Genomic DNA, 22,878 nt, shown 5'->3' with positions numbered 1-22,878 from the left:
CACGGGAACCGAACGGCGGCTCAGCGGCGGCCTCCGAGGTGGAGGCCGCCGCGCCGGCCGGCCCGGCCGATTACAGCGGTGCCGCCACGGGGAAGCCGAGTTCCTCGGCCGCCTTGGCCAGTTCGTGGTCGTAGGTGATGAACTCGGTGAGCTCCGCCCGAATGTATGGTCGATATGACCACTTTCCGAGACGACGGGACGGAGACACCCACGTGGCGCGCAGCGTGTACGTGACCGGGATCGACCGGGGGGACGGCCGGCAGGCGGTCGAGCTCGGGGTCATGGAACTGCTCACCCGCCAGGTGGACCGGGTCGGGGTGTTCCGTCCACTGGTGCACTCGCACGCGCCCGGGGGACCGGGGTCGGACCACGTGGTGGAGCTGCTGCGCGGGCGGTACCGGATCGACCTGCCGGCCTCCGAGCTGTACGGGCTCACGTACGAGGAGGCCGCCGCCCTGCAGGCCGCGCAGGGGCAGGACGAGCTGGTGTCCGCCCTGGTGGACCGGTTCCGGGCGCTGGAGCGGCGCTGCCAGGTGGTGCTGGTGCTCGGCACCGACTTCGCGGACACCAACATCCCGGACGAGCTGGCCTTCAACGCCCGTCTGGCGAACGAGTTCGGCGCCGCCGTGCTGCCGGTGGTCGGCGGGCACGCCGAGGACCCGGAGGCCGTGATCGCCGAGGTCCGCAACGCCCACCGGGCGTACACCGACCTCGGCTGCGAGACCCTGGCGATGATCGCCAACCGGGTCGCCCCCGGCGCCAAGCAGCAGATCCAGCGCAAGCTCACCGAGAAGCTGCCGATCCCCGCCTACGTCATCCCGGAGGAGCCGGCGCTGGCCGCGCCGACCGTCGCGCAGCTGGTCGAGGCGACCGGCGCCGAGGTGCTGCTCGGGGACGCGGCCGGCCTCGCCCGGGACGTCCGCGGCTTCGTCTTCGGCGGCGCCATGGTGCCGACCTTCCTGGACGCGCTGACCGAGGGCGCCCTCGTCGTCACCCCCGGGGACCGCGCCGACCTGGTGATCGGCGCGCTCGCCGCGCACGCCGCCGGCGCCCCGCCGATCGCCGGCGTTCTGCTGACGCTCGGTCAGCACCCGGGCCCGAACGTGATGGCGCTGGCCGCCCGGCTCGCACCCGGCACCCCGGTCGCGGTCGTCCCGGAGGGCAGCTGGCCGACCGCCGCTACCCTGACCCACCTGGAGGGCAAGCTCACCTCGGCCAGCCCGCGGAAGGCCGAGGTCGCCCTCGGCCTGTTCGAACTGAACGTCGACACCGCCGAGTTGACGACCCTGATCGAGGTCGGCCGGTCCGAACGGGTCACCCCGATGATGTTCGAGCACGCGCTGCTGGAGCGGGCCCGGGCCGAGCGCCGGCACGTCGTGCTGCCCGAGGGCGCCGAGGAGCGGGTGCTGCGCGCGGCCGAGATCCTGTTGCGCCGCAACATCTGCGACCTCACCCTGCTCGGCGAGGCCGACGCGGTGCGCCGCAAGGCCGCGAGCCTCGGCATCGACCTCCCGCAGGAGGCCCCGGGCGCCGACCGCACCCAGGTGCGAATCGTCGACCCGACCACCAGCCCGCTGCGCCGCCAGTTCGCCGAGCTGTACGCGCAGTTGCGCGCCCACAAGGGCATGACCGTCGAGCTGGCGCTGGACGTCGTCACCGACGTCTCGTACTTCGGCACCCTGATGGTCCAGGAGGGCATCGCCGACGGCATGGTCTCCGGCGCAGTGCACTCCACCGCCGCGACCATCCGGCCCGCCTTCGAGGTGATCAAGACCTCGCCGGGCGCCTCGATCGTCTCCTCGGTGTTCTTCATGTGCCTGGCCGACAAGGTGCTGGTCTACGGCGACTGCGCGGTCAACCCGGACCCGGACGCCCAGCAGCTGGCCGACATCGCGATCCAGTCCGCCGCCACCGCAGCCCAGTTCGGCGTGGAGCCGCGGGTCGCGATGCTCTCGTACTCGACCGGCACCTCCGGCTCCGGCGCGGACGTCGACAAGGTCCGCAAGGCCACCGAGCTGGTGCGCGAGCTGCGCCCGGACATCCTGGTCGAGGGCCCGATCCAGTACGACGCGGCGGTGGACGAGCACGTCGCGGCCACCAAGCTGCCGGGCTCGGCGGTGGCCGGCCGGGCGACCGTGCTGATCTTCCCGGACCTCAACACCGGCAACAACACCTACAAGGCGGTCCAGCGCTCGGCCGGCGCGGTGGCGGTCGGCCCGGTCCTCCAGGGTCTGCGCAAGCCCGTCAACGACCTCTCGCGCGGCGCGCTGGTGCAGGACATCGTCAACACCGTCGCGATCACCGCCATCCAGTCCCAGGACCGCAAGGGAGCCGAGCAGTGAGTGAAGGTACGCGCGTTCTTGTCCTGAACGCCGGCTCCTCGTCCGTCAAGTACCAGCTGATCGACATGCTCGACGGCGCCCGGCTGGCCTCCGGGCTGGTCGAGCGGATCGGCGAGCCGAGCGGGCGGCTGATGCACACCCCGCGCTCGGGCGAGCGGCGCGAGACGCTGCAGACCTTCCCGGACCACTCGGCCGCGCTGAAGGCCGTCGCCGAGGAGCTGTCCGCCGACGGCCTCGGGCTGGACTCCCCCGAGCTGGCCGCGATCGGCCATCGGGTGGTGCACGGCGGCAAGCGGTTCACCGAGCCGACCGTGATCACCGACGAGGTGCTCAGGGAGATCCGCCGGCTGGTCCCGGTCGCGCCGCTGCACAACCCGGCCAACATCACCGGCATCGAGGTGGCCCGCGCGCTGCGCCCCGACCTGCCGCAGGTGGCCGTCTTCGACACCGCCTTCCACGCCTCGATGCCCGAGTACGCGGCCCGGTACGCGATCGACAAGGCCGTCGCGGACGAGCACCGGGTGCGCCGCTACGGCTTCCACGGCACCTCGCACCAGTACGTCTCGCGGGCCACCGCACGGCTGCTCGGCAAGGACCCGGCCGAGGTGAACGTGATCGTGCTGCACCTGGGCAACGGCGCCTCAGCCTCGGCGGTCAGCGGCGGCCGGTGCGTGGACACCTCGATGGGCCTGACCCCGCTGGAGGGCCTGGTCATGGGCACCCGCTCGGGCGACATCGACGCGGGCGTGGTGTTCCACCTGCACCGGGTCGGCGGGCTGTCGATCGACGAGATCGACGACCTGCTCAACCGCCGCAGCGGCCTGCGCGGCCTGTGCGGGGACAACGACATGCGCGAGATCATGCGCCGCGCCGAGGAGGGGGACGCGGACGCGAGGCTGGCCTTCGACTCCTACATCCACCGGCTGCGCAAGTACATCGGCGGCTACTACGCGGTGCTCGGCCGGGTGGACGCGATCGCGTTCACCGCGGGCGTCGGCGAGAACGCGGCGCCGGTGCGCGCGGCGGCCACGGCCGGACTGGAGGAGCTGGGCATCGCGGTGGATCCCGAGCTGAACTCGGTGCGCTCCGGCGAGCCCCGGATCATCTCGCCCGCGTACGCCCGGGTGGCGGTCGCGGTGGTGCCCACCGACGAGGAACTGGAGATCGCGCAGCAGGCCTTCGCCCTTGTGCACCGGCAGCCCCGGGAGCACCAGGAGTACCAGGAGTCCGAGGACTGACACTGTTTTGTCTCGCTCCGCGGAATCCTTCGTCGGCGATTCCTCACGATTCGTGCCGAATGCACCCATAACACGAACGGATAGACTGATCCATATGCGCCGAGCGAAAATTGTCTGCACCCTGGGTCCGGCCACGGACTCCTACGAACAGCTGAAGGCCATCGTCGAGGCGGGCATGAACGTCGCCCGACTGAACATGAGCCACGGCACCCACGCGGACCACGAGGAGCGGTACCGAAAGGTCCGCCAGGTCTCGGAGGACACCGGCAAGGCCATCGGCGTCCTGGCCGACCTCCAGGGTCCCAAGATCCGTCTGGCGACCTTCGCCAACGGCCCGGTGACCGTCGACAACGGCGACGAGTTCACCATCACCACCGAGGACGTCCCCGGTGACCAGCACATCTGCGGCACCACCTACAAGGGCCTGCCCGGCGACGTGAAGCCCGGCGACCCGATCCTGATCAACGACGGCGTCATCGCCCTGGAGGTCGTCAGCGTCGACGGCCCGCGGGTGAAGACCGTGGTGGTCGAGGGCGGCGTGCTCTCGAACAACAAGGGCATCAACCTGCCCGGCGCGGCCGTGAACGTGCCCGCCCTGTCCGAGAAGGACAAGGAGGACCTGCGCTTCGCGCTCCGCCTGGGCGTCGACATGATCGCCCTGTCCTTCGTCCGCAACGCGGACGACATCAAGGACGTCCACGCGGTCATGGACGAGGTCGGCATCCGCATGCCGGTCATCGCCAAGATCGAGAAGCCGCAGGCCGTCGAGGCCATGGAGGAGATCGTCCTCGCCTTCGACGCCATCATGGTCGCCCGCGGCGACCTGGCCGTCGAGTACCCGCTGGAGCGGGTGCCGCTGGTCCAGAAGCAGCTCATCACACTGGCCCGCCGCAACGCCAAGCCGGTCATCGTCGCCACCCAGATGATGGAGTCGATGATCCACGCCTCGCGCCCGACCCGCGCCGAGGTCTCCGACGTCGCCAACGCCATCCTGGACGGCACCGACGCGGTCATGCTGTCGGCCGAGTCCAGCGTCGGCAAGTACCCGGTCGAGACCGTCCGCACCATGAGCCGGATCTGCGAGAAGGCCGAGGAGGAACTGCTCTCCCAGGGCCTCCAGCCGCTCAACCCGGGCCGCAAGCCGCGCACCCAGGGCGGCTCGATCGCCCGCGCCGCGTGCGAGCTGGGCGACTTCCTGAACGGCAAGGCGCTGGTCGCGTTCACCAAGTCCGGTGACACCGCCCGCCGCCTGTCCCGCTACCGTTCGCCGATCCCCGTGATCGCGTTCACCCCGGACGCCGCCACCCGCAGCCAGCTCTCGCTGAGCTGGGGCGTCGAGGCGCACGTCACCGAGCAGGTCGACACCACCGACGAGATGGTCGCGCAGGTCGACCGCGAGCTGCTGCGCATGGGCCGGCTGAGCGAGGGCGACACCGTCATCGTCACCGCCGGCTCCCCGCCCGGCATCCCCGGCAACACCAACATGGTCCAGGTGCACCACCTGGGCACCCGCAGCGAGTAGTACCACGCGCCCAACGCCCGTGGGGCGGCTCCTCCTTTGCAGAGGGGCCGCCCCACGGGCGTTCCGGCGCCTACTTGTTGCTGTAGGGCGCGTTGTCGTTGAAGAGGTGCATGCCGGGGATCGTCAGCGTGCCGCCGAACTGGCCGGCCTGCTTGGCGGTGACGCCGGTCAGCTCCAGGTCCAGCGGGATCGGGACGGAGCCGATCAGGTCGTACAGCCAGCGCGGCAGGGTGTCCGGGGTGAGGGTGATCTCGCCCAGGTCGATCGGGATCGGCAGGCCGAGCACCTTGGACAGGTGGCCGGACAGGCGCTCCACGTACATGGTGACCGGGCCGTTGCGCATGGTCGAGGTCGAGCCGGGGGCGCCCTGGACGTGGAAGGTCACGCCGTTGCCCTCCAGAGTCGACATGTCGAGGTTCTCGATGTCGACGCTCGCCACCACGAACTTCAGGACCCGCTTGGTGCCGGTCGGGGTCTTCACGTCGTAGACGCCGTAGAACTCCGAGCCGTGCAGGCCGAGGCGGCTGGTCAGCAGCGTCCAGTTCTGCTCCGGGACGACGTGCTCGCCGGCCGCGGCGGCGGTCAGGTTGCGGGTGTCCACCGCGCAGTTCGGGTTGGCGGTCGGTGAGGCGGTCGGGGACGCGGAGGCAGACGGCGTGGCCGTCCCGGAGGTGGAGGCGCTCGCGGAGGGCGTCGGCTTCGGGGTCGCCTTGCCCGTCGCGGACGGCTTCGGGGCCTGGGTCACGGTGTCGCCGCTGTTCGGCTGCGCGGACGGCCGCGCGGAGGGCTGCGCCTGGGGCTGACCGGCGGCCGGGGCCTGCGGCTGCGCGGGCTGGGCCGGGGTGCCCGCCCGCGGGGCGGGGGCGGCGGGCGCCGGGGCGGGGGTGGCACTCGACGTCGCGGACGGCGTCGCAGAGGGCGAACTGCCGGGGTTCAGCAGGTTGTTGATGCCGCCGAGGATGTCGTCGATCAGCCCGGCCTGCGACGCCTTGGCGGTCCCGTTCGGGGTCCCGCTCGCGTTGCCCTGGTAGACCGCGCTCCCCGCGCCCGTGCCGGTCACGGAGGAGCGGACGGCGGGCGGCTGGGTGGTGACGGTGGCCGTCGGGGCGGCGGTCGGCGTCTTGGTCGGCGCGGACGGCTGCGGGGCGGGCGCGATGGTCGGCGCCTGCGTCGGCACGCTCGTGGGGGCCGTGGTCGGACCCGTGGTGGGCGTCGCGGACGGCCCGGGCGGCGGCACCGGCAGCTCGCTCTTGGGCACCGGCGTCTCCACCACCGACGCGACGTCCGGGACGGCCGCCGGGGCGGTGCCGCACGGCTTGCCCGCCGTGGAGTCGGCCAGCGCCGGGTTCGGCGTGTAGGCGGCGGCCATCAGCAGCGCGGTCGGCACGGCGGCCATCGCCAGCGCGCGGCCTCTCAGCCGGACCCGGACGGGCGTGCGCGGCGCCGCGTGGCGGCCGGAGCGCTGTGGTTGCTCGTCCGACGTGCTCACCGCGCCTCCTCGGGGTCTGCGGCAGCGGCCTGCTGCGGGATGGCAGCCTCGGCGGCCGGCGCCTGCTCCTTCGGCTCGCCCTGCGCGGGCAGCTTGGCGGTGGGTGCCTCGGTGGCGGCGGTCTCGGCGACGGCGGGCTCGGCCGCAGCGGCAACGGTGCTCTTGGCCACCGCAACCTCCGGCTCCGGCAGCGGCGCCCACGAGACCAGCAGCCCGCCACCGATCAGGCCCGGCAGCAGCGCCATCCCGAACCCGGCCAGGTTGGAGACCGGGATCGAGACCAGCGTCAGCAGGATGGTCGCTATGCCCGCAAAGAACCGCACGGCCGGCTGGAACCACCCGGTGAGCCCGAGGATGATCATCAGAATGCCGATGATCATCGAGCCGGCGCCCGCCGTCGTCGACATCGCGATGGTCACGCTCCCGAGCGCGAGGTGCGCGTACGGGAAGTACAGGATCGGGACGCCGGCGATCATGGCCAGCAGGCCGCCCCAGAAGGGCCTGGTGCGGCGGAACACGCGGAAGTGCCGCCAGAGCCACCCGATCGGATTCTGGTGGCCGGTCCGGGTTTCGACCGTTGCGCTGGACATGGTGCAGCTCCTCGATGTCTCTACGAGGGGAAGAACATTGGCGTGAGGCCGGGAACGGCGAAAAGCGCGCCGCCCCCGGCCTGCGAAGGACCCGTCACTCGGGCGTGCCAACCGGCGCGCCGTCAGGCGGGGCTCAGAAGCACTCGTTGCCCGGGCCGTCGCCGTGCTTGAGCGAGAGGTTCAGGCCGTTGAGCACGAAGTTGCCGGCCGAGGTGGCGCGCGCGGTCTGCTGGACGCCGCTCAGGTCGGCCCCGTCGGCGGCCTGGGCGAAGCCCATGGCGCCGGTCGGCAGACCCGCACCGCCGCCCGCCTTCTGGACCCCGGGGTGGGTCTTCCAGCCCTGGGTCGCGGTGCCCTTGAGGGTGGACGCGTCCTGGCCGATGTTGATGTTGGTGAAGGTCGCGTCGGCCTTCAGCTGCTCCAGGTCGATGAGCAGGTTGTCGGCGTGCACCGGCTTGCTGCCTGCACCACCAGCGTGCAGTTGGAGGGTGATCTTGCCCAGGCCGAACGCGGACAGGTCGGTCACCACGGACTGGCACAGGTTGGTGATGTCGGCCGAGTCGAAGGCCGAGACGGCGACCGGGTGCGGCGTGCCGTTGGCCTCGATGTCGACGGTGCCGAACTGGGCGAAGTTCTTGCCCGACAGGTGGTCGGTGCTCACCTTGAACTGCTGGCCGGAGATGCTGAACGAGGCGGCGAGCGCGCTGTTGGCAATGGAGAAGCCGACGGCGGCGGTGGCCGCGATGCTCGGCACCATCACCAGGGCGAAGCGCTTCCAGCGGGTCTTGCCGTAGGTCTTGGACATGCGAGTCCTCCTTCTGGGACGTACATCTCCGGCCTCCCGGCGGCGACTCCCGCGCCGGTGGGGGCCTGGGATGGGAGAGAGCTACGTCCTCGGTAGCGGAGAGCGCCTTGGGCGTCGTCGGACGCGGGAGCGGCCTGCGTACTGCGGCACTCCCGACCCTGGACCGGCCGTCCTTGTGGGGCGGCGGGCAGGACCGACGACATCGGCGATCACCCCCGAGCGACAACCAGCGACCGCGCAGGGGTGCGCGACCGTGTCGAAGGACAGGAACCGCCGTGGGACCGCGGATACCCCCCTGCCCTCCCTACCGCCGGCCGGGGCCGACGGATCACCCGGTGGGGATCCCGCGCTCCACGTCGCCGACCGGCTGCCGGGGGTTGGAGTCTGGGACCGGGCGTGGCCGATCGTGCTTGAATCCCGGGCGAAGCACAAGAGGTTCCTTACTGACGGGTAATCCAACACCCGGTGACGTCGATCATGGAATCGACCCGATATGCACCGTGCGTGACGTCGCGCAGGAATCGTGACGGCGAAATCCCCCGGAAACACCAGCGAAACACCCGTGGGCGGTCACCAGGCGTGACCACCCACGGGTGAAATCAAGATTTGGTAAACGTCTGTCCGGTTGACCGGATTGTCGCCAAATCACCCACGACACCGCAGGTCATCCGCCGTGCCAGACGCACGGTCAGGTCGGACGGATCACCGGACCTGTCCGACTCAGAACAGCACGCGCGCCAGCGCCGCCCGGGCCACCACCACGCGCGGGTCCTCCGCCCCGATCACCTCGAACAGCTCCAGCAGGCGCAGCCGGGCGGCGTCCCGGTCCTCGCCCGCGGTCCGGCCGACGGTGTCCACCAGGCGCCCGAAGGCGTCCTCGACGTGGCCGCCCACCAGGTCCAGGTCGGCCGCCTGGAGCTGCACCTCGACGTTCTTCGGGTCGGCCGCGGCCGCCGCCCGGACGGTCTGCAGGTCCAGCCCCTCGATCCGGCTCAGCAGTTCGGCCTGGGCCAGGCCCAGCTTCGCCTCGGTGTTGCCCGGCTGGTCGGCCAGCACGTTCTTGTAGGCCTGGACCGCGCCGCCCAGGTCGCCGCGGTCCAGTGCGTCGTGCGCGGCGGCCAGCGCCGGGTCCTCGAAGCCCTGCGGGGCGCCGCCCGGCTCGCCACCGGGGGCCGCCGCGCCGCCGGCGATGCCGAAGCGCTGCTCGGCGACCAGGATCAGCTGGTCCAGCACCTTGCGGACGTTGGCCGCGCTCTCGGCGCCCTGGAACAGCGGCACCAGCTGGCCGGCCACGACGGCCATCACGGCCGGGATGCCCTGGATGCCGAACTGCTGGGACAGCAGCGGGTTGGCGTCGACGTCGATCTTGGCGAGCACGAACTGGCCGGCGTACTCCTCGGCCAGGCTCTCCAGGATCGGGCTGAGCTGCTTGCAGGGGCCGCACCACTCGGCCCAGAAGTCGATGACGACCGGCACCTCGGTGGAGCGCTGGACGACCTCGGCCTCGAAGGTGTCCTCGGTGACATCGATGACGAGCCGGTAGGCGGGCTCGGCGGGGGCGATACCGGCCGCCTCGGCGGCGGCGGCCTGGCGGGCCCGCTCGGCCCGCGCCTGCTCGGCCTTCTGGGCTGCCTCACCGGCCGCCTTCACGGCGGCGAGGTCGACCGCACCACGCAGGGCGGAGCTGTTCTGACGCGAATTCCGTGGCTGCATGGCACCATCCTCCCCCGTCCGCGCCGCCTGCGGGCACCAACCTCCGGAAAGTCGCCCCGCGCGGGCTGCGCGGCGCCGGTTTCCGGGCGGTGCGCCCTCTCCCTGCCGCCCTCTTCCAGAGTTTCCCGGTAGCCCCTGAACCGTTCGGCGCGGATCCCCACCCGCGCCCGCGCCGCTCCCGTCCCACGGGTTGCGGCGCCTGGTTGTCACTGCTTTCGCTACGAGTCGTAGCGTAACTGGAGCCGGTGCCCCGGCCGCAAGCCCCACCGGCCGTTCCGGGACGTGACCTGCCCCACTTTCCCAGGTGGCACGGCTGTCCGAAGCGCCGGACACTCGCTACCGTTACCAGCCCCACCCAAGTTACTTACCAGTAAAACGTGCAAGGAGGCCCGGTGCCGGCCGCCCAGCCCCCCATGACCCCGGAGACCGCCGAAACCGCCGCGGCCGCGGACGGCGCCGCCCCGGCGGACAGCACCGCTCCCAGGGCCAAGGGGCGCCCGCGCAGCGCCGCCGCCGACCGCGCGATCCTCGACGCCACCCGCGAGGCGCTCGCCGAACTCGGCTGGGGCGGGCTCACCATGGGCCACGTCGCAACCCGGGCCAAGGTCGCCAAGACCACCCTCTACCGCCGCTGGCCGTCCAAGAACGAGCTCGTGGTGGACGCCGTCGCCAGCCTCTTCGACGAGCTCGTGATGCCCGACCTCGGCAGCCTGCGCGCCGACATCGAGGCCGTCGTGGCCCAGTTCGCCGACCTGTTGGCCCGGCCGGAGAGCCAGGCCGCGCTGCTCGCCCTGTTCGCCGAGGGCACCCGCGACCGGCAGCTGCACCGACGGATCCGGGAGGCCATCGTCGACCCGCAGAAGCGGCTGGTCCGGCAGGGCCGGTCGGCGGCCCAGGCGCGCGGCGAACTCGCCCCGGACACCGACCCGGTGGCGGCCGTCGAGGAGATCGACATCATCTTCGACACCATCGCCGGGACGGTCGAGCACCGCGTCCTGGTCAGCGGCGAGCCGATCACCCCCGAGTGGACCCGCCGCTTCACCGGCCTGCTGCTCGAACCGTTCCCCAGTCTCGCCACCGACTGACCGACGGCACGCCGAAGCCGCCCCGCACGAATCGTGCGGGGCGGCTTCAGTTACTCGCCCACTCGCCTCGGGGCGGGTAGGGGACAGCTCTCGTATGGGCTGGGCGCTAGAAGGTCGCCGTCTCGCGGTACGTGCCCCACTCCTGGCGCAGCGCGTTGCAGATCTCGCCCAGCGTCGCCTCGGCGCGCACCGCGTCCAGCATCGGCGGGATCATCGACGTACCCGAGCGCGCCGCCGCCAGCATGGCGTCCAGCCCGGCCCGCACCGCCGCCTCGTCCCGGGCCGCCTTGCGGTCGCCCAGGACGCGCACCTGCTCGCGCTCGACCTCGTGGCTGACCCGCAGGATCTCCAGCTCGGGGGTGACGCTGCGCGGGTGGCAGTTGACGCCGACCACGCGCTTCTCGCCCTTCTCCACCGCCTGCTGGTACTGGAAGGCCGCCTCGGCGATCTCGCCGGTGAACCAGCCGTCCTCGATCCCGCGCAGGATGCCCGAGGTGATCGGGCCGATCTCGTGGTCCTCGCGGCCCTTGTCCAGACGGCTCTTGTTCAAGATCTGCTGGAAGATCGCCTCGGCCTGCTGCTCGATCCGGTCGGTCAGCGCCTCGACGTACCACGAACCGCCCAGCGGGTCGGCCACGTTGGCGACGCCGGTCTCCTCCATCAGCACCTGCTGGGTGCGCAGGGCGATCTCGGCGGCCTGCTCGGAGGGCAGCGCGAGCGTCTCGTCCAGGGCGTTGGTGTGCAGCGAGTTGGTGCCGCCGAGGACCGCGGAGAGCGCCTCCACGGCGGTACGGACCACGTTGTTGTACGGCTGCTGCGCGGTCAGCGAGACGCCGGCGGTCTGGGTGTGGAAGCGCAGCCACTGCGCCTTGTCGGTCTTCGCGCCGAAGCGGTCGCGCATCCAGCGGGCCCAGATCCGGCGCGCGGCACGGAACTTGGCGATCTCCTCGAAGAAGTCCAGGTGTGCGTCGAAGAAGAAGGACAGGCCCGGCGCGAAGACGTCCACGTCCAGGCCGCGGGACAGGCCCAGCTCGACGTAGGCGAAGCCGTCGGCGAGCGTGTACGCGAGCTCCTGCGCGGCCGTCGCCCCCGCCTCGCGGATGTGATAGCCGGAGACGGACAGCGGCTTGTACGCGGGGATGCCCTGCGCGCAGTACGCCATCAGGTCGCCGATCAGGCGCAGGTGCGGCTCGGGCGCGAAGAGCCACTCCTTCTGGGCGATGTACTCCTTGAAGATGTCCGTCTGCAGGGTGCCGTTGAGCACCGCCGGGTCGACGCCCTGGCGCTCGGCGGCGACCAGGTACATGCAGAAGATCGGGACGGCCGGGCCGCTGATCGTCATCGAGGTGGTGACCTCGCCGAGCGGGATGCCCTGGAACAGGACCTCCATGTCGGCGGCCGAGTCGATGGCCACGCCGCAGTGGCCGACCTCGCCCAGCGAGCGGGGGTCGTCCGAGTCGTAGCCCATCAGGGTGGGCATGTCGAAGGCGACCGAGAGGCCGCCGCCGCCCGCCGCCAGGATCATCCGGTAGCGCTCGTTGGTCTGCTGCGCGTTGCCGAACCCGGCGAACTGGCGGATGGTCCAGGTACGGCCCCGGTAGCCGGTGGGGTGCAGCCCGCGGGTGAACGGGTACTCGCCCGGCCAGCCGATCCGCTCGAAGCCCTCGTACGGCTGCCCGGCCGGCGGGCCGTACACCGGCGCGACCTCGTCGCCGGAGAGGGTGGTGAAGTCCGCGTCGCGCTTGCGGGCGGTGTCGTAACGCTGCTGCCAGCGCTGCCGTCCGCGCTCGATCTCCTCGGCGTCCATGACCCCGATCTCCGCTCCGTACGGCCGCCACGGCACCGGGGCGGCACAGCTATTAGGACGTCCTACTAATTTACTCGGACGTCCTAGCAGTTGTCGACGGATGACGGGGCCCAAACGCGGAGCGCCCCTCCCCCCGGCCGGGGAAGGGGCGCTCGTACGGACTGTTCGTGTGCGCTCGGTGATCAGACGCCGGCGGGCTGGCGGGCTGCGGTGCCGGCCGTGAGCTGCTCGGCGGCCTCGCGGGCCACCCGGCGCTCGAAGACGAAGGAGGCGAACGGGATGCAGCCGGCCGCCAGGGTCAGGACCATCCGGCCGAGCGGCCACTTCAGCTTCTGCCCCAGCAGGAAGGTCACCACGAAGTACCCGATGTACAGGTAGCCGTGCAGCATCGCCACGTACGTGGTCAGGTCCTCGGCCGTGCTGAAGCCGTACTTCGCGACCATGAAGCCGCAGAACACCAGCAGCGCCACACCGGTCGCAATGGCCAGGGCCCGGTACCAGCCCAGCAGGGGGGTCGCCTTCATACTTTCATCGCCTCGCTCGGCTGGATCGGCCGGTACGTCCGGATCTGCGCACCGCTCACACGAGGGTAGCCGCCCTCACGGCCGCTCCCGCGCAGCCCCCTGGCGGCGCCCCTCGCCGCGCTCCCCGGCCGTCCCGCCGGCCGTCCCGCGCGCCGTCTCGTCGGTGAAATCCCCGGCGGCGATCCGCAGCGGCCTGAGCAGCTCGAACACCTGACGGCACTGGTCGGCGTCGTACTCCTCCAACCCGAACTCCATCGCCATGAGCTCCCGGGTGGCCTCCTCGACCGCCTCGCGCCCGCGGGCGGTGATCGCGGCGAGCACCCCGCGGCCGTCCAGCGGGTTGGGGCGGCGGGCGACCAGGCCGGCCCGCTCCAGCCGGTCGACGGTGTTGGTGACGCTGGTCGGGTGGACCATGAGCCGCTCACCGATCTTGGAGAGCGACAGCTCGCCGGTCCGGCTGAAGGTGAGCAGCACCAGCGCCTCGTAGCGGGCGAAGGTCAGCCCGTACGGCTTGAGCACCGCGTCGACCCGGGAAAGCAGGATCTGGTGCGCGCGCATGATCGAGGTGATCGCCGCCATCGAGGGGACCCCGCCCCAGCGGCGGGTCCACAGCTCGTCGGCGCGGGCGATCGGGTCGAAGTCGAGTGCGAGGGGCTTGGCCACCTCCTTACCGTACCGGCGGACGGGACGTGTGCTACCAGCTGTCCTGATGATGGACAAGCACGACGCGTGGCGGGAACCCGCCAATCGGGCGGCCAGGTCCATACCTGGACATTGCGGCGGTGTGAATGCACGACAACAGACCACCCCCGCACGGTGATTGACGGCAAATCGGTCGTCCACCCCACTATCAGGCCTCGGTTCGGCCGGTAACCCGCTGAAAGGCGGGGCGATTTCAACCGTTTTGTCGTCCCGTTCACATTCCCTCGCACTGGCGGGACTTGGCCAACTCATGAACAAGACCTGTCATTTCGTTTGCTCGATTGTCATGCTTTCCGCCAACCCCGTTCGGCGGCCACCACCCCCACCCATCGGTGACCCGCCGCACGACCGCACGGGGTTGCCCAGCACGTCAGCGCCCGTTCCGCCCCTCAGGTGCCGACCCCGGCCCCCGGGACGAGGCGCGACCGCGCACCGCGGTTTCCCGGAAGGACTCGTACGTGAAGCGAAAGCTCGCAGCCGTCGCCGTACTCTCCGCCACCGCCCTCCTCACCGGTGTCGTCCAGGTGAGCACCGTCGCCCAGGCGACCCCGACGCCCATCCTCCAGGCGCAGGCCGCCCAGCAGCAGGCCGCGGCACTCGCGCTGGCGAGCGGCCAGTCCGGCCCGCTCGCCAAGGCGCTCGCCCTCGGCGGCCAGGAGCAACTGGTCGCCAAGGACGCGGTGGTGGACGCCGACGGCACCCGCCACCTCCGCTTCGAGCGGACCTTCGCCGGCCTGCCGGTGCTCGGCGGCGACCTGGTGGTCCACCAGAGCGCCGGCGGCGCGGTGAAGTCGGTCGACAAGGCGATATCCGCTCAGCTCGACGTGCCGAGCCTCACCCCGCAGATCCCCGCCGACCAGGCCGCCGCGCAGGCGAGCGGCGCCGTGCAGTCCACCGTCGGCATCGCCGCCGACGAGGACGAGTCCCCGCTGACGGCCGTCCACCAGACCGGCAAGCCCGAGCTGGTGATCTGGGCCTCCGACGGCAACCCGCGGCTCGCGTACCGGACCACCGTCGAGGGCGTCCGCGCCGACGGCACCCCGAGCAGCCAGCTGCTGGTCACCGACGCGGCCTCCGGCGAGGTGCTGTCCACCCACGAGCAGGTGCAGACCGCCTCCGGCAGCGGCACCGGCGTCTTCGTCGGCAAGGTGCCGCTGACGACCACCCAGAGCGGCTCCTCGTACCAGCTGAAGGACGCCACCCGCGGCGGCCAGTCCACCAGCAACCTGAAGGGCCGGACCTCCGGCTCGGGCACCCTCTACGCCAACGCGACCGACGTCTTCGGCAACGGCAGCGCCTCCAACACCGAATCCGCCGCCGTGGACGCCCAGTTCGGCGCCGCGACCACCTGGGACTACTACAAGAACACCTTCGGCCGCAACGGCATCAAGAACAACGGCGTCGGCGCGGCCAGCCGCGTCCACTACGGCTCGAACTACGTCAACGCCTTCTGGAGCGACACCTGCTTCTGCATGACCTACGGTGACGGCTCCGGCAACACCCACCCGCTCACCGCGCTGGACGTGGCAGGCCACGAGATGACCCACGGCGTCACCTCCGCCACCGCCGGCCTCAACTACTCCGGCGAGTCCGGCGGCCTCAACGAGGCCACCTCGGACATCTTCGGCAAGATGGTCGAGTTCTACGCCAACCTGCCCTCGACCCCGCCGAACTACCTGATCGGCATCCAGCTCAACATCAACGGCAACGGCACCCCGCTGCGCTACATGGACAAGCCCAGCAAGGACGGCTCCTCGGCCGACTCCTGGTCGCCGAGCGTCGGCAACCTGGACGTCCACCACTCGTCCGGCGTCGCCAACCACTTCTTCTACCTGCTGTCCGAGGGCAGCGGCGCGAAGACGATCAACGGCTTCAGCTACAACAGCCCGACGTCCAACAGCTCGACGCTCACCGGCATCGGCCGGGACAAGGCCGCGAAGATCTGGTACCGCGCGCTGACCGTCTACTTCACGTCCACCACCAACTACGCGGGCGCCCGCACCGGCACCCTGAAGGCGGCGGCGGACCTGTACGGCTCGGGCAGCGCCGAGTACAACGCGGTGGCGGCCGCATGGAGCGGCGTCAACGTCAACTGACGCTCGACCTCAACTCACGTACGGCGCAAGGGCGTCCGCAGGGCCCATTCCCGGCCAATCCCGCAGGCGCCCTGTTCTTTCCCGCCACGAATTGTCATGCTTCTGACGGAGCCATCCCCGGAAACGGCGACAGGCTGCCACGGCCCTTGGGAGAGGAGGCCGTGGCAGCCTGTCGGCCGTCGGTGGGGCAGGCGGTTCAGGCGGTGGCCGGCCGCAGCTCGCCGCGCTCCTCCTTGCCGAGCATCCGCTCCGCGAAGAAGCCTCCGGTCGGCAGCACCGCGAGGACGAACAGCAGGATTCCGCGCTTGGCGTCCCACTTCTGCGTCTGCCAGGCCTGGATCCAGAAGACGACGTACAGGATGAACAGGATCCCGTGGACCATGCCCATCACCGGGACGGCGTCGAAGCTGGTGGTCCGCTTCAGCACGGAGCAGATCAGCAGCAGGATGAACGAGACCCCTTCGGGGCCGGAGACCAGGCGCAGGCGGTGGACGGCGCTGCTGTTCACGATGGATACCTCAATGCGGGGGTCGGAGATCCGGGGGCCGGAGATCGCTTGTGAACCGGCTCACAAGCCTCCCGGCCATTATCACCGAGCACATGTCCGAACCCGCTGCCGGGGTGCCCGATGTCACAGCTGCGCCCCAGAACCCGGCGCGGCGCCGCACGGAGTCACCCGCTACCCCTATCCTGCTGCCCGCATGCCCGGCGAACCGGGCACCGTACGCATCGCACCACGGGGGTAAGCCACCGATGTTCAAACGGGACTGGGACCGCAGGACCTGCGCCAAGCGCGGCCACATCACCTACGCGCCGACCGAGCCCGAGCTGGCCGCCCGGCTGCACACCGCCACCGCCGTCGGCGACGCCTGGCGCTGCCTGCGCTGCGGGGACTTCGCGCTCGGCGCCCCGCACGGCTCCGGGCCGGCCTCGAACGCGCCGCTGGTGCCCCGCGGCAAGGCGCTGCGCGACCTCTTCATCCTGCGCTTCCTGGCCGTCGAGCGGATCCTGCGCGGGATCCTGATCCTCATCGTCGCCTTCGGCGTCTGGAAGTTCTCCAACAGCCAGGACGCCGTACACCGGGTCTTCGACCAGGACCTGACGGTCTTCAAGCCGGTCACCGACCACTTCCACTGGGACCTCGAACACTCCCCGATCGTCGACACGATCCGCAAGACCTTCAACTACAAGAAGAGCACCCTGCTGATCGTGGCGGGCGCGCTGGTCGCCTACGCGCTGATCGAGATCGTCGAGGCGGTCGGCCTCTGGCTGGGCAAGCGCTGGGCCGAGTACCTGACCGTCGTCGCCACCGCGGCCTTCCTCCCGCTGGAGGGCTACGAGCTGCACGACCACGTGAGCGCGGTGAAGATCTGCACGCTGCTCCTCAACATCGCCGCGGTGGTCTGGATCATGGTCTCCAAGCGGCTGTTCGGGCTGCGCGGCGGTGTGGTGGCCTTCGAGGCGGAGCGCCACTCGGCCTCGCTGCTGGAGGTCGAGCAGGCCGCCGGCACCCTGCCGCACCCGTCCTCGGAGGCGCACGCGCAGGCCTAGCACGAACGGGTGGTTCGGGCCCGGCGCTTATGTCCCAGGCCCGTACCAGTCCGCCTGCGCCCCTCCCCCGGCCACGGCCGCGCCGGATACATTGCGGCCGTGGCACAGTTCAGACTCCAGGGGTCCCGGGTGCTCGCCGTCGAACTGGCGGGCGACGCCGTGAAGGCCAGAAACGGCTCGATGGTCGCGTACACGGGCCAGATGGCCTTCAAGAAGCTGACCGGCGGCGGCGACGGCCTGCGCGGCATGGTCACCCGCCGCCTGACCGGCGAGCAGATGGCGGTGATGGAGGTGAAGGGGCAGGGCACCTGCTACTTCGCCGACAAGGCCACCGAGATCAACCTGGTCCGGCTGACCGGCGAGACGCTGTACGTCGAGGCCGACAACCTGCTCTGCACCGAGGCCGGCCTGCGCACCGGCACCACCTTCACCGGGCTCAACGGCGTCTCCTCCGGCAACGGCCTGTTCACCACCAAGGTCGAGGGCCACGGCTGGGCCGCCGTCACCTCGAACGGGCCCGCCATCGTCCTGCGGGTCGGCAAGGACATGCCGCTGCGGGTGGACCCGGGCGCGTACGTGGCGCACACCGGCAGCCTGCACCGCAGCCTGAAGTCCGGGGCCGGCTGGACCACGGTGATCGGCGAGGGCGGCGGCGAGGCCGTCCAGGTGGAGTTCACCGGTGAGGGCCTGGTGTACGTGCAGCCGTCGGAGAAGCGCACCCCCGGGGGTGACGTCTGATGGGCTTCACGAAGATCAACGGCAAGATGGTCGAGGCCCGGGTGGTGCCCGGGCAGCGGCTGTTCAGCCAGCGCGGCGCGATGCTCGCGTACACCGGGGACGTCCGCTTCACGCCGAACATCACCGGCGGGCAGGGCGGCGTGATGTCGATGATCGGCCGCCGGGTGGCGAACGAGGACACCCCGCTGATGACCGTCGAGGGCCGGGGCAGCGTGCTGTTCGGCCACGGCGGCCACCACGTGCACGTGATCGACCTGACCGGGGACACCCTGTACGTCGAGGCGGACCGGCTGCTGGCCTTCGAGGGCTCGCTCCAGCAGTCCACCATGTTCATGGGCTCGCAGGGCGGGGTGATGGGCATCGTCCGTGGCCAGGTCACCGGCCAGGGGCTGTTCACCACCCGGCTGGACGGGCACGGCGCGGTCGCCGTGATGGCGCACGGCGGCGTCTTCGAGCTGCCGATCGCCCCCGGGCAGCCGGTGCACGTCGACCCGCAGGCCTACGTCGCGCACCGCGGCCAGGTGCAGAACAGGCTGTCCAGCGCGCTGGGTTGGCGCGAGATGATCGGCCGCGGCTCCGGCGAGGCGTTCCAGCTGGAGCTGTCCGGGCATGGCGCGGTGTACGTCCAGGCGAGCGAGGAGAAGCTCTGATGTCCCACCCGCCGCAGCCGCCGCACGACCAGCAGCCGTACGGGCAGGCCCCGTACGGGCAGTCGCCGCACGACCAGCCGACCCAGCCGGGCTTCGCCGTGCCGATGCCCACCCAACTCGACTTCACCGTGCCGCTCCCGGCCGCACCCGACAGCTCCGGCCCGGCGGTGTACGACGCCCACAGCCTGCCGGTCGACGACAACGTCAACCCGTACGCCTTCTCGGTCGACCTGAACGGCTCGTACTTCCTGCAGAAGGGCAAGATGATCGCCTACTACGGCGACATCACCTTCCAGGGCGTCGGCGCCGGCGTGCTCGACCGGGTGCTCGGGCAGCACTTCAACTCCCCCATGCACGCGGCGGATTGGGTGGTCGCCCAGGGCCGCGGCAAGCTGCTGCTGGCCGACCGCGCCTTCGACCTCAACTCCTACGACCTGGACGACGGCAACCTGACCGTCCGCTCGGGCAACCTGCTCGCCTTCGACCCGGCGCTGCGGCTCAAGCAGTCGATCATCCCGGGGTTCCTGACCCTGCTCGGCACCGGGAAGTTCGTCGCCGCCTCCAACGGCCCGGTGCACTTCGTCGAGCCGCCGGTCCGGGTGGACCCGCAGGCCCTGGTCGGCTGGGCCGACTGCCCGGCGCCCTGCCACCACTACGACCACGAGTACCTGCACGGGGTGATCGGCGGCCTGCGCCGGCTGACCGGGCTGGGCGGGGCGTCCGGCGAGGAGCACCAGTTCGAGTTCATCGGCGCCGGCCAGGTGCTGCTGCAGTCCACCGAGGTGCTGATGGCCGAGCGCCCGGTGGGCCAGGTGGACGCCGAGGCGGGCGTCCCGGTGGGCGGCGTGCCGCCCCAGCCGGGCGCGGGCCACGGCGGCGGACCGGGCGGGGGCAGCCCCCAGGTACCCGGACTCGGTAACCTGGGCGACCTCGGACGGCGTTTCGGTCTGTAAACTCGTACAAGATTGAACTAAATCGGGTATGCTGACCGCATGGATATGCAGACCACCGACACTGCGGACACCCTTCCGTCGCCGGCCGAGGAGGAGACTCCCTGGCTGACCGCCAGGGAGCAGCGGATGTGGCGCGCCCATCTGGAGGTCGCCAAGCTGCTGGACTACCAGCTCGGCCGCGAGCTCCAGCCGCACAACCTGGCGATCAACGACTACGAGATCCTGGTCGTGCTCTCCGAGGCGCCCGAGCGCCGGATGCGGATGACCGACCTCGCCACCGCCACCCTGCAGTCCAAGAGCCGGCTCTCGCACCAGATCACCCGGATGGAGAACGCCGGGCTGGTGCTCCGCCAGGAGTGTCCGGGCGACCGCCGCGGCCTCTACGCCAACCTCACCGAGCAGGGCTGGGAGACCATGCAGCGGGTCGCCCCCGACCACGTCCGCAGCGTCCGGGCGCACTTCATCGACCGCTTCACCCCGGAGCAGCTGGACGCGATGTTCGAGGCGCTGGCGCCGATCGCCGAGCACCTGCGCGGCCTGCGCGGCCGCGCGTAACGACCGAAAGCCGAAGGGCCGACCCCCGCGGGTCGGCCCTTCCTACGTGCTCAGCCGTCGTGCTCAGCCCTGGGTCAGCCCCGCCACCAGCGCGTCGGCGGCGCCGTACGGGTCCAGGTCGCCCGTCACCACCCGCTCGGCCAGTCCGGCCAGGTGCCGGTCCCCGTGCAGGTCGCCGATCCGGGCGCGCAGCTCGGCCAGCGCGATCGCCTCGATCTCGTCGGCGGCCCGGCGCCGGCGGCGCACCGCCAGCTCGCCGTGCTCCTCCAGCCAGGCGCGGTGCTTCTCCAGCGCCTCGACCACCTCGTCCACGCCCTCGCCGCGGGCCGCGACGGTCTTGACGATCGGCGGGCGCCAGTCCCCCGGCTCGCGGGCCTCGCCGAGGCCGAGCATGTGGTTCAGCTCCCGGGCGGTGGCGTCGGCGCCGTCCCGGTCGGCCTTGTTGACCACGAACAGGTCGCCGATCTCCAGGATCCCGGCCTTGGCGGCCTGGATGCCGTCGCCCATCCCGGGGGCGAGCAGCACCACGGTGGTGTCGGCCTGGGCGGCGATCTCCACCTCGGACTGGCCGACGCCGACGGTCTCGACCAGGATCACCTCGCAGCCGGCCGCGTCCAGCACCCGCAGCGCCTGCGGCGCCGACCAGGAGAGCCCGCCGAGGTGGCCGCGGGTGGCCATCGAGCGGATGAACACCTCGGGGTCGGTGGCGTGCTCCTGCATCCGGACCCGGTCGCCGAGCAGGGCGCCGCCGGAGAACGGCGAGGACGGGTCGACGGCCAGCACCCCGACTCGCTTGCCCAGCCGGCGGTACGCGGAGACCAGCGCCGAGGTGGAGGTGGACTTGCCGACCCCGGGCGAGCCGGTGAGGCCCACCGTGTAGGCCTGCCCGGTGTACGGGGCGAGGGCGGCCATCACCTCGCGCAGCTCCGGGGCCGCGTTCTCGACCAGCGTGATCAGCCGGGCGACGGCGCGCGGACGGCCTTGCCGGGCCTGTTCGACCAGCGTGGCGACATCGATCATCGGGTGCTCCTTGCGGGGATGCCGACGGGGCTGCGGATCCGCTTGTGGCGGTCCGCAGCCCCGAAGGTATGTCAGATGATCAGGCCTTCGGGCTGTGATCCTTGGAAACCCGAACGATCAGGGCGTCGCCCTGGCCGCCGCCGCCGCACAGGGCCGCCGCGCCGACGCCGCCGCCGCGCCGCTGGAGCTCCAGCGCCAGGTGCAGCACCACGCGGGCGCCGGACATGCCGATCGGGTGGCCGAGCGCGATCGCGCCGCCGTTGACGTTGACGATGTCCGAGGTGACGCCCAGGTCCTTCATCGACTGGTGGGCGACGGCCGCGAACGCCTCGTTGATCTCGATCAGGTCGAGGTCGGAGACCTCCAGGCCCTCCTTGGCCAGCGCGTGCTTGATCGCGTTGGACGGCTGGGACTGCAGCGAGTTGTCCGGGCCGGCCACGTTGCCGTGGGCGCCGATCTCGGCGATCCAGGTCAGGCCCAGCTCCTCGGCCTTGGCCTTGCTCATCACGACCACCGCGGCGGCGCCGTCGGAGATCTGCGAGGAGGTGCCGGCGGTGATCGTGCCGGCCTTGGCGAAAGCGGGGCGCAGCTTGGCCAGGCTCTCGACGGTGGTGTCCGCGCGGATGCCCTCGTCCTGGCCGAACAGGACCGGCTCGCCCTTGCGCTGCGGGATCGCCACCGGGACGATCTCGGCGTCGAAGATGCCGTCGGCCTGGGCCTTGGCGGCCCGCTGGTGGGAGGCGGCGGCGATCTCGTCCTGGACGTCGCGGGCGATGCCGAGGCGGGTGTTGTGCTTCTCGGTGGACTCGCCCATCGGGATGTTCTCGTAGGCGTCGGTGAGGCCGTCGTGCGCCATGGCGTCCAGCAGCTCGATCGCGCCGTACTTGTAGCCCTCGCGGGACTTCGGCAGCAGGTGCGGGGCGTTGGTCATCGACTCCTGGCCGCCGGCCACGACGATGTCGAACTCGCCGGCCCGGATCAGCTGGTCGGCCAGCGCGATGGCGTCCAGGCCGGAGAGGCAGACCTTGTTGATGGTCAGCGCCGGGACGTTCATCGGGATGCCGGCCTTGACGGCCGCCTGACGGGCCGGGATCTGGCCGGCGCCGGCCTGGAGCACCTGGCCCATGATCACGTACTGGACCTGCTCGCCCGTGATCCCGGCCCGCTCCAGGGCGCCCTTGATCGCGAAGCCGCCGAGGTCGGCGCCGGAGAAGCCCTTGAGGGAGCCGAGCAGGCGCCCCATCGGGGTCCGCGCTCCCGCGACGATCACAGAGGTGGTGTTGGTCATGGGACGGGCCCCTTCGCACGTCGTGGCCAGGTGAGGATGCCGCTCAATGTACTGACCTGTTACCCGCCCGTCACCGGACCTACGGTGTGATCGAGCGCACTGGCACCATCCAGTCAACACCGTGTCAACGGGGTCCGGGTGAAGCCCGCCGTGTGAGCAGGCTCGCACGTCCGGCGCTGGCGCCCGTCAAGCCCGATGCGCTGCACTGGT

General features: G+C 71.4%; 21 protein-coding genes. 10 read left to right on the top strand and 11 right to left on the bottom strand.

From position 1 onward, the window contains the following. Nucleotides 1-70: 70 nt before the first annotated feature. Nucleotides 71-208: a hypothetical protein gene (locus KV557_RS19320; RefSeq protein WP_218201914.1), complete on the bottom strand. Its 138-nt coding sequence runs from the start codon at nucleotides 206-208 to the stop codon at nucleotides 71-73. Between the two features lie 4 nt (nucleotides 209-212). On the opposite strand from KV557_RS19320, the gene pta reads away from it, so the two are divergent. From pta to pyk, 3 genes are all read left to right on the top strand, one after another. After that, entirely contained in the window at nucleotides 213-2,342 is a 2,130-nt protein-coding gene (gene pta / locus KV557_RS19315) for a phosphate acetyltransferase (protein ID WP_218201913.1), read from the top strand. Beyond that, nucleotides 2,339-3,580 carry an acetate kinase gene (locus tag KV557_RS19310; RefSeq protein WP_218201911.1) on the top strand — a complete coding sequence of 414 codons (1,242 nt, stop codon included), beginning with the start codon at nucleotides 2,339-2,341 and terminating at the stop codon, nucleotides 3,578-3,580. The genes pta and KV557_RS19310 overlap by 4 nt, the downstream gene beginning before the upstream one ends. 94 nt (nucleotides 3,581-3,674) lie before the next feature. Beyond that, nucleotides 3,675-5,102, top strand: coding sequence for a pyruvate kinase (pyk, locus tag KV557_RS19305; RefSeq protein ID WP_218201909.1), 1,428 nt, complete (start codon nucleotides 3,675-3,677; stop codon nucleotides 5,100-5,102). A gap of 70 nt (nucleotides 5,103-5,172) precedes the next feature. On the opposite strand, the gene KV557_RS19300 is transcribed toward pyk, so the two are convergent. The 4 genes from KV557_RS19300 to KV557_RS19285 form a co-directional block, all read right to left on the bottom strand. After that, the gene (locus tag KV557_RS19300) at nucleotides 5,173-6,591 is read right to left on the bottom strand and encodes a hypothetical protein (RefSeq protein ID WP_218201907.1); all 1,419 of its coding nucleotides are present in this window, start codon (nucleotides 6,589-6,591) and stop codon (nucleotides 5,173-5,175) included. Beyond that, nucleotides 6,588-7,181: a DUF6114 domain-containing protein gene (locus tag KV557_RS19295; protein WP_218201905.1), complete on the bottom strand. Its 594-nt coding sequence runs from the start codon at nucleotides 7,179-7,181 to the stop codon at nucleotides 6,588-6,590. The genes KV557_RS19300 and KV557_RS19295 overlap by 4 nt, the downstream gene beginning before the upstream one ends. 133 nt (nucleotides 7,182-7,314) lie before the next feature. Beyond that, complete coding sequence (locus KV557_RS19290; protein ID WP_218201903.1) at nucleotides 7,315-7,986, bottom strand: DUF6230 family protein; 672 nt, start codon at nucleotides 7,984-7,986, stop codon at nucleotides 7,315-7,317. Between the two features lie 720 nt (nucleotides 7,987-8,706). Continuing rightward, the gene (locus tag KV557_RS19285; RefSeq protein WP_218201901.1) at nucleotides 8,707-9,699 is read right to left on the bottom strand and encodes a tetratricopeptide repeat protein; all 993 of its coding nucleotides are present in this window, start codon (nucleotides 9,697-9,699) and stop codon (nucleotides 8,707-8,709) included. Between the two features lie 392 nt (nucleotides 9,700-10,091). Between KV557_RS19285 and KV557_RS19280 the strand changes: the two genes are divergently transcribed. Further along, on the top strand, nucleotides 10,092-10,784 hold the full coding sequence (locus KV557_RS19280) for a TetR/AcrR family transcriptional regulator (protein WP_308129971.1): 693 nt from the start codon (nucleotides 10,092-10,094) through the stop codon (nucleotides 10,782-10,784). 106 nt (nucleotides 10,785-10,890) lie between these two features. Here KV557_RS19280 and KV557_RS19275 read toward each other — a convergent pair whose 3' ends face one another. The 3 genes from KV557_RS19275 to KV557_RS19265 form a co-directional block, all read right to left on the bottom strand. After that, nucleotides 10,891-12,591, bottom strand: a complete 1,701-nt coding sequence (locus KV557_RS19275; RefSeq protein ID WP_218201899.1) for an acyl-CoA mutase large subunit family protein — start codon at nucleotides 12,589-12,591, stop codon at nucleotides 10,891-10,893. 182 nt (nucleotides 12,592-12,773) lie between these two features. Then, the gene (locus tag KV557_RS19270) at nucleotides 12,774-13,115 is read right to left on the bottom strand and encodes a DUF3817 domain-containing protein (protein ID WP_218201897.1); all 342 of its coding nucleotides are present in this window, start codon (nucleotides 13,113-13,115) and stop codon (nucleotides 12,774-12,776) included. 75 nt (nucleotides 13,116-13,190) lie between these two features. Then, complete coding sequence (locus KV557_RS19265; RefSeq protein ID WP_218201895.1) at nucleotides 13,191-13,778, bottom strand: MarR family winged helix-turn-helix transcriptional regulator; 588 nt, start codon at nucleotides 13,776-13,778, stop codon at nucleotides 13,191-13,193. A gap of 497 nt (nucleotides 13,779-14,275) precedes the next feature. Here KV557_RS19265 and KV557_RS19260 point away from each other — a divergent pair, with 497 nt between their 5' ends. Then, nucleotides 14,276-15,913, top strand: coding sequence for a M4 family metallopeptidase (locus tag KV557_RS19260; RefSeq protein WP_218201893.1), 1,638 nt, complete (start codon nucleotides 14,276-14,278; stop codon nucleotides 15,911-15,913). A 196-nt stretch (nucleotides 15,914-16,109) separates the two neighbouring features. Here the strand turns inward: KV557_RS19260 and KV557_RS19255 are convergent, their stop codons facing one another. Beyond that, entirely contained in the window at nucleotides 16,110-16,421 is a 312-nt protein-coding gene (locus tag KV557_RS19255) for a DUF3817 domain-containing protein (protein ID WP_374106647.1), read from the bottom strand. Nucleotides 16,422-16,666: 245 nt separating this feature from the next. Here KV557_RS19255 and KV557_RS19250 point away from each other — a divergent pair, with 245 nt between their 5' ends. From KV557_RS19250 to KV557_RS19230, 5 genes are all read left to right on the top strand, one after another. Beyond that, nucleotides 16,667-17,464 (top strand): DUF2127 domain-containing protein, encoded by a 798-nt coding sequence (locus KV557_RS19250; protein ID WP_218201891.1) that lies wholly within the window; start codon nucleotides 16,667-16,669, stop codon nucleotides 17,462-17,464. Nucleotides 17,465-17,563: 99 nt separating this feature from the next. Further along, nucleotides 17,564-18,202 carry an AIM24 family protein gene (locus tag KV557_RS19245; protein WP_218201889.1) on the top strand — a complete coding sequence of 213 codons (639 nt, stop codon included), beginning with the start codon at nucleotides 17,564-17,566 and terminating at the stop codon, nucleotides 18,200-18,202. Next, nucleotides 18,202-18,852: an AIM24 family protein gene (locus KV557_RS19240; RefSeq protein ID WP_218201888.1), complete on the top strand. Its 651-nt coding sequence runs from the start codon at nucleotides 18,202-18,204 to the stop codon at nucleotides 18,850-18,852. The genes KV557_RS19245 and KV557_RS19240 overlap by 1 nt, the downstream gene beginning before the upstream one ends. A 104-nt stretch (nucleotides 18,853-18,956) precedes the next feature. Next, the gene (locus KV557_RS19235; protein ID WP_218202026.1) at nucleotides 18,957-19,805 is read left to right on the top strand and encodes an AIM24 family protein; all 849 of its coding nucleotides are present in this window, start codon (nucleotides 18,957-18,959) and stop codon (nucleotides 19,803-19,805) included. Nucleotides 19,806-19,844: 39 nt separating this feature from the next. After that, entirely contained in the window at nucleotides 19,845-20,360 is a 516-nt protein-coding gene (locus KV557_RS19230; protein WP_374106646.1) for a MarR family winged helix-turn-helix transcriptional regulator, read from the top strand. Nucleotides 20,361-20,423: 63 nt separating this feature from the next. Here KV557_RS19230 and meaB read toward each other — a convergent pair whose 3' ends face one another. Continuing rightward, nucleotides 20,424-21,380 (bottom strand): methylmalonyl Co-A mutase-associated GTPase MeaB, encoded by a 957-nt coding sequence (gene meaB, locus KV557_RS19225; protein WP_218201885.1) that lies wholly within the window; start codon nucleotides 21,378-21,380, stop codon nucleotides 20,424-20,426. Nucleotides 21,381-21,459: 79 nt separating this feature from the next. Next, entirely contained in the window at nucleotides 21,460-22,668 is a 1,209-nt protein-coding gene (locus KV557_RS19220) for an acetyl-CoA C-acetyltransferase (protein WP_218201882.1), read from the bottom strand. Nucleotides 22,669-22,878: the final 210 nt, after the last annotated feature.

Origin of the sequence: Kitasatospora aureofaciens, from assembly GCF_019192735.1 — a bacterium.
GTDB classification, from domain to species: Bacteria; Actinomycetota; Actinomycetes; order Streptomycetales; family Streptomycetaceae; genus Kitasatospora; species Kitasatospora aureofaciens_A.
Note: the sequence above shows the minus strand (reverse complement) of the source record. Positions and strands in the feature narration are given on the sequence as shown.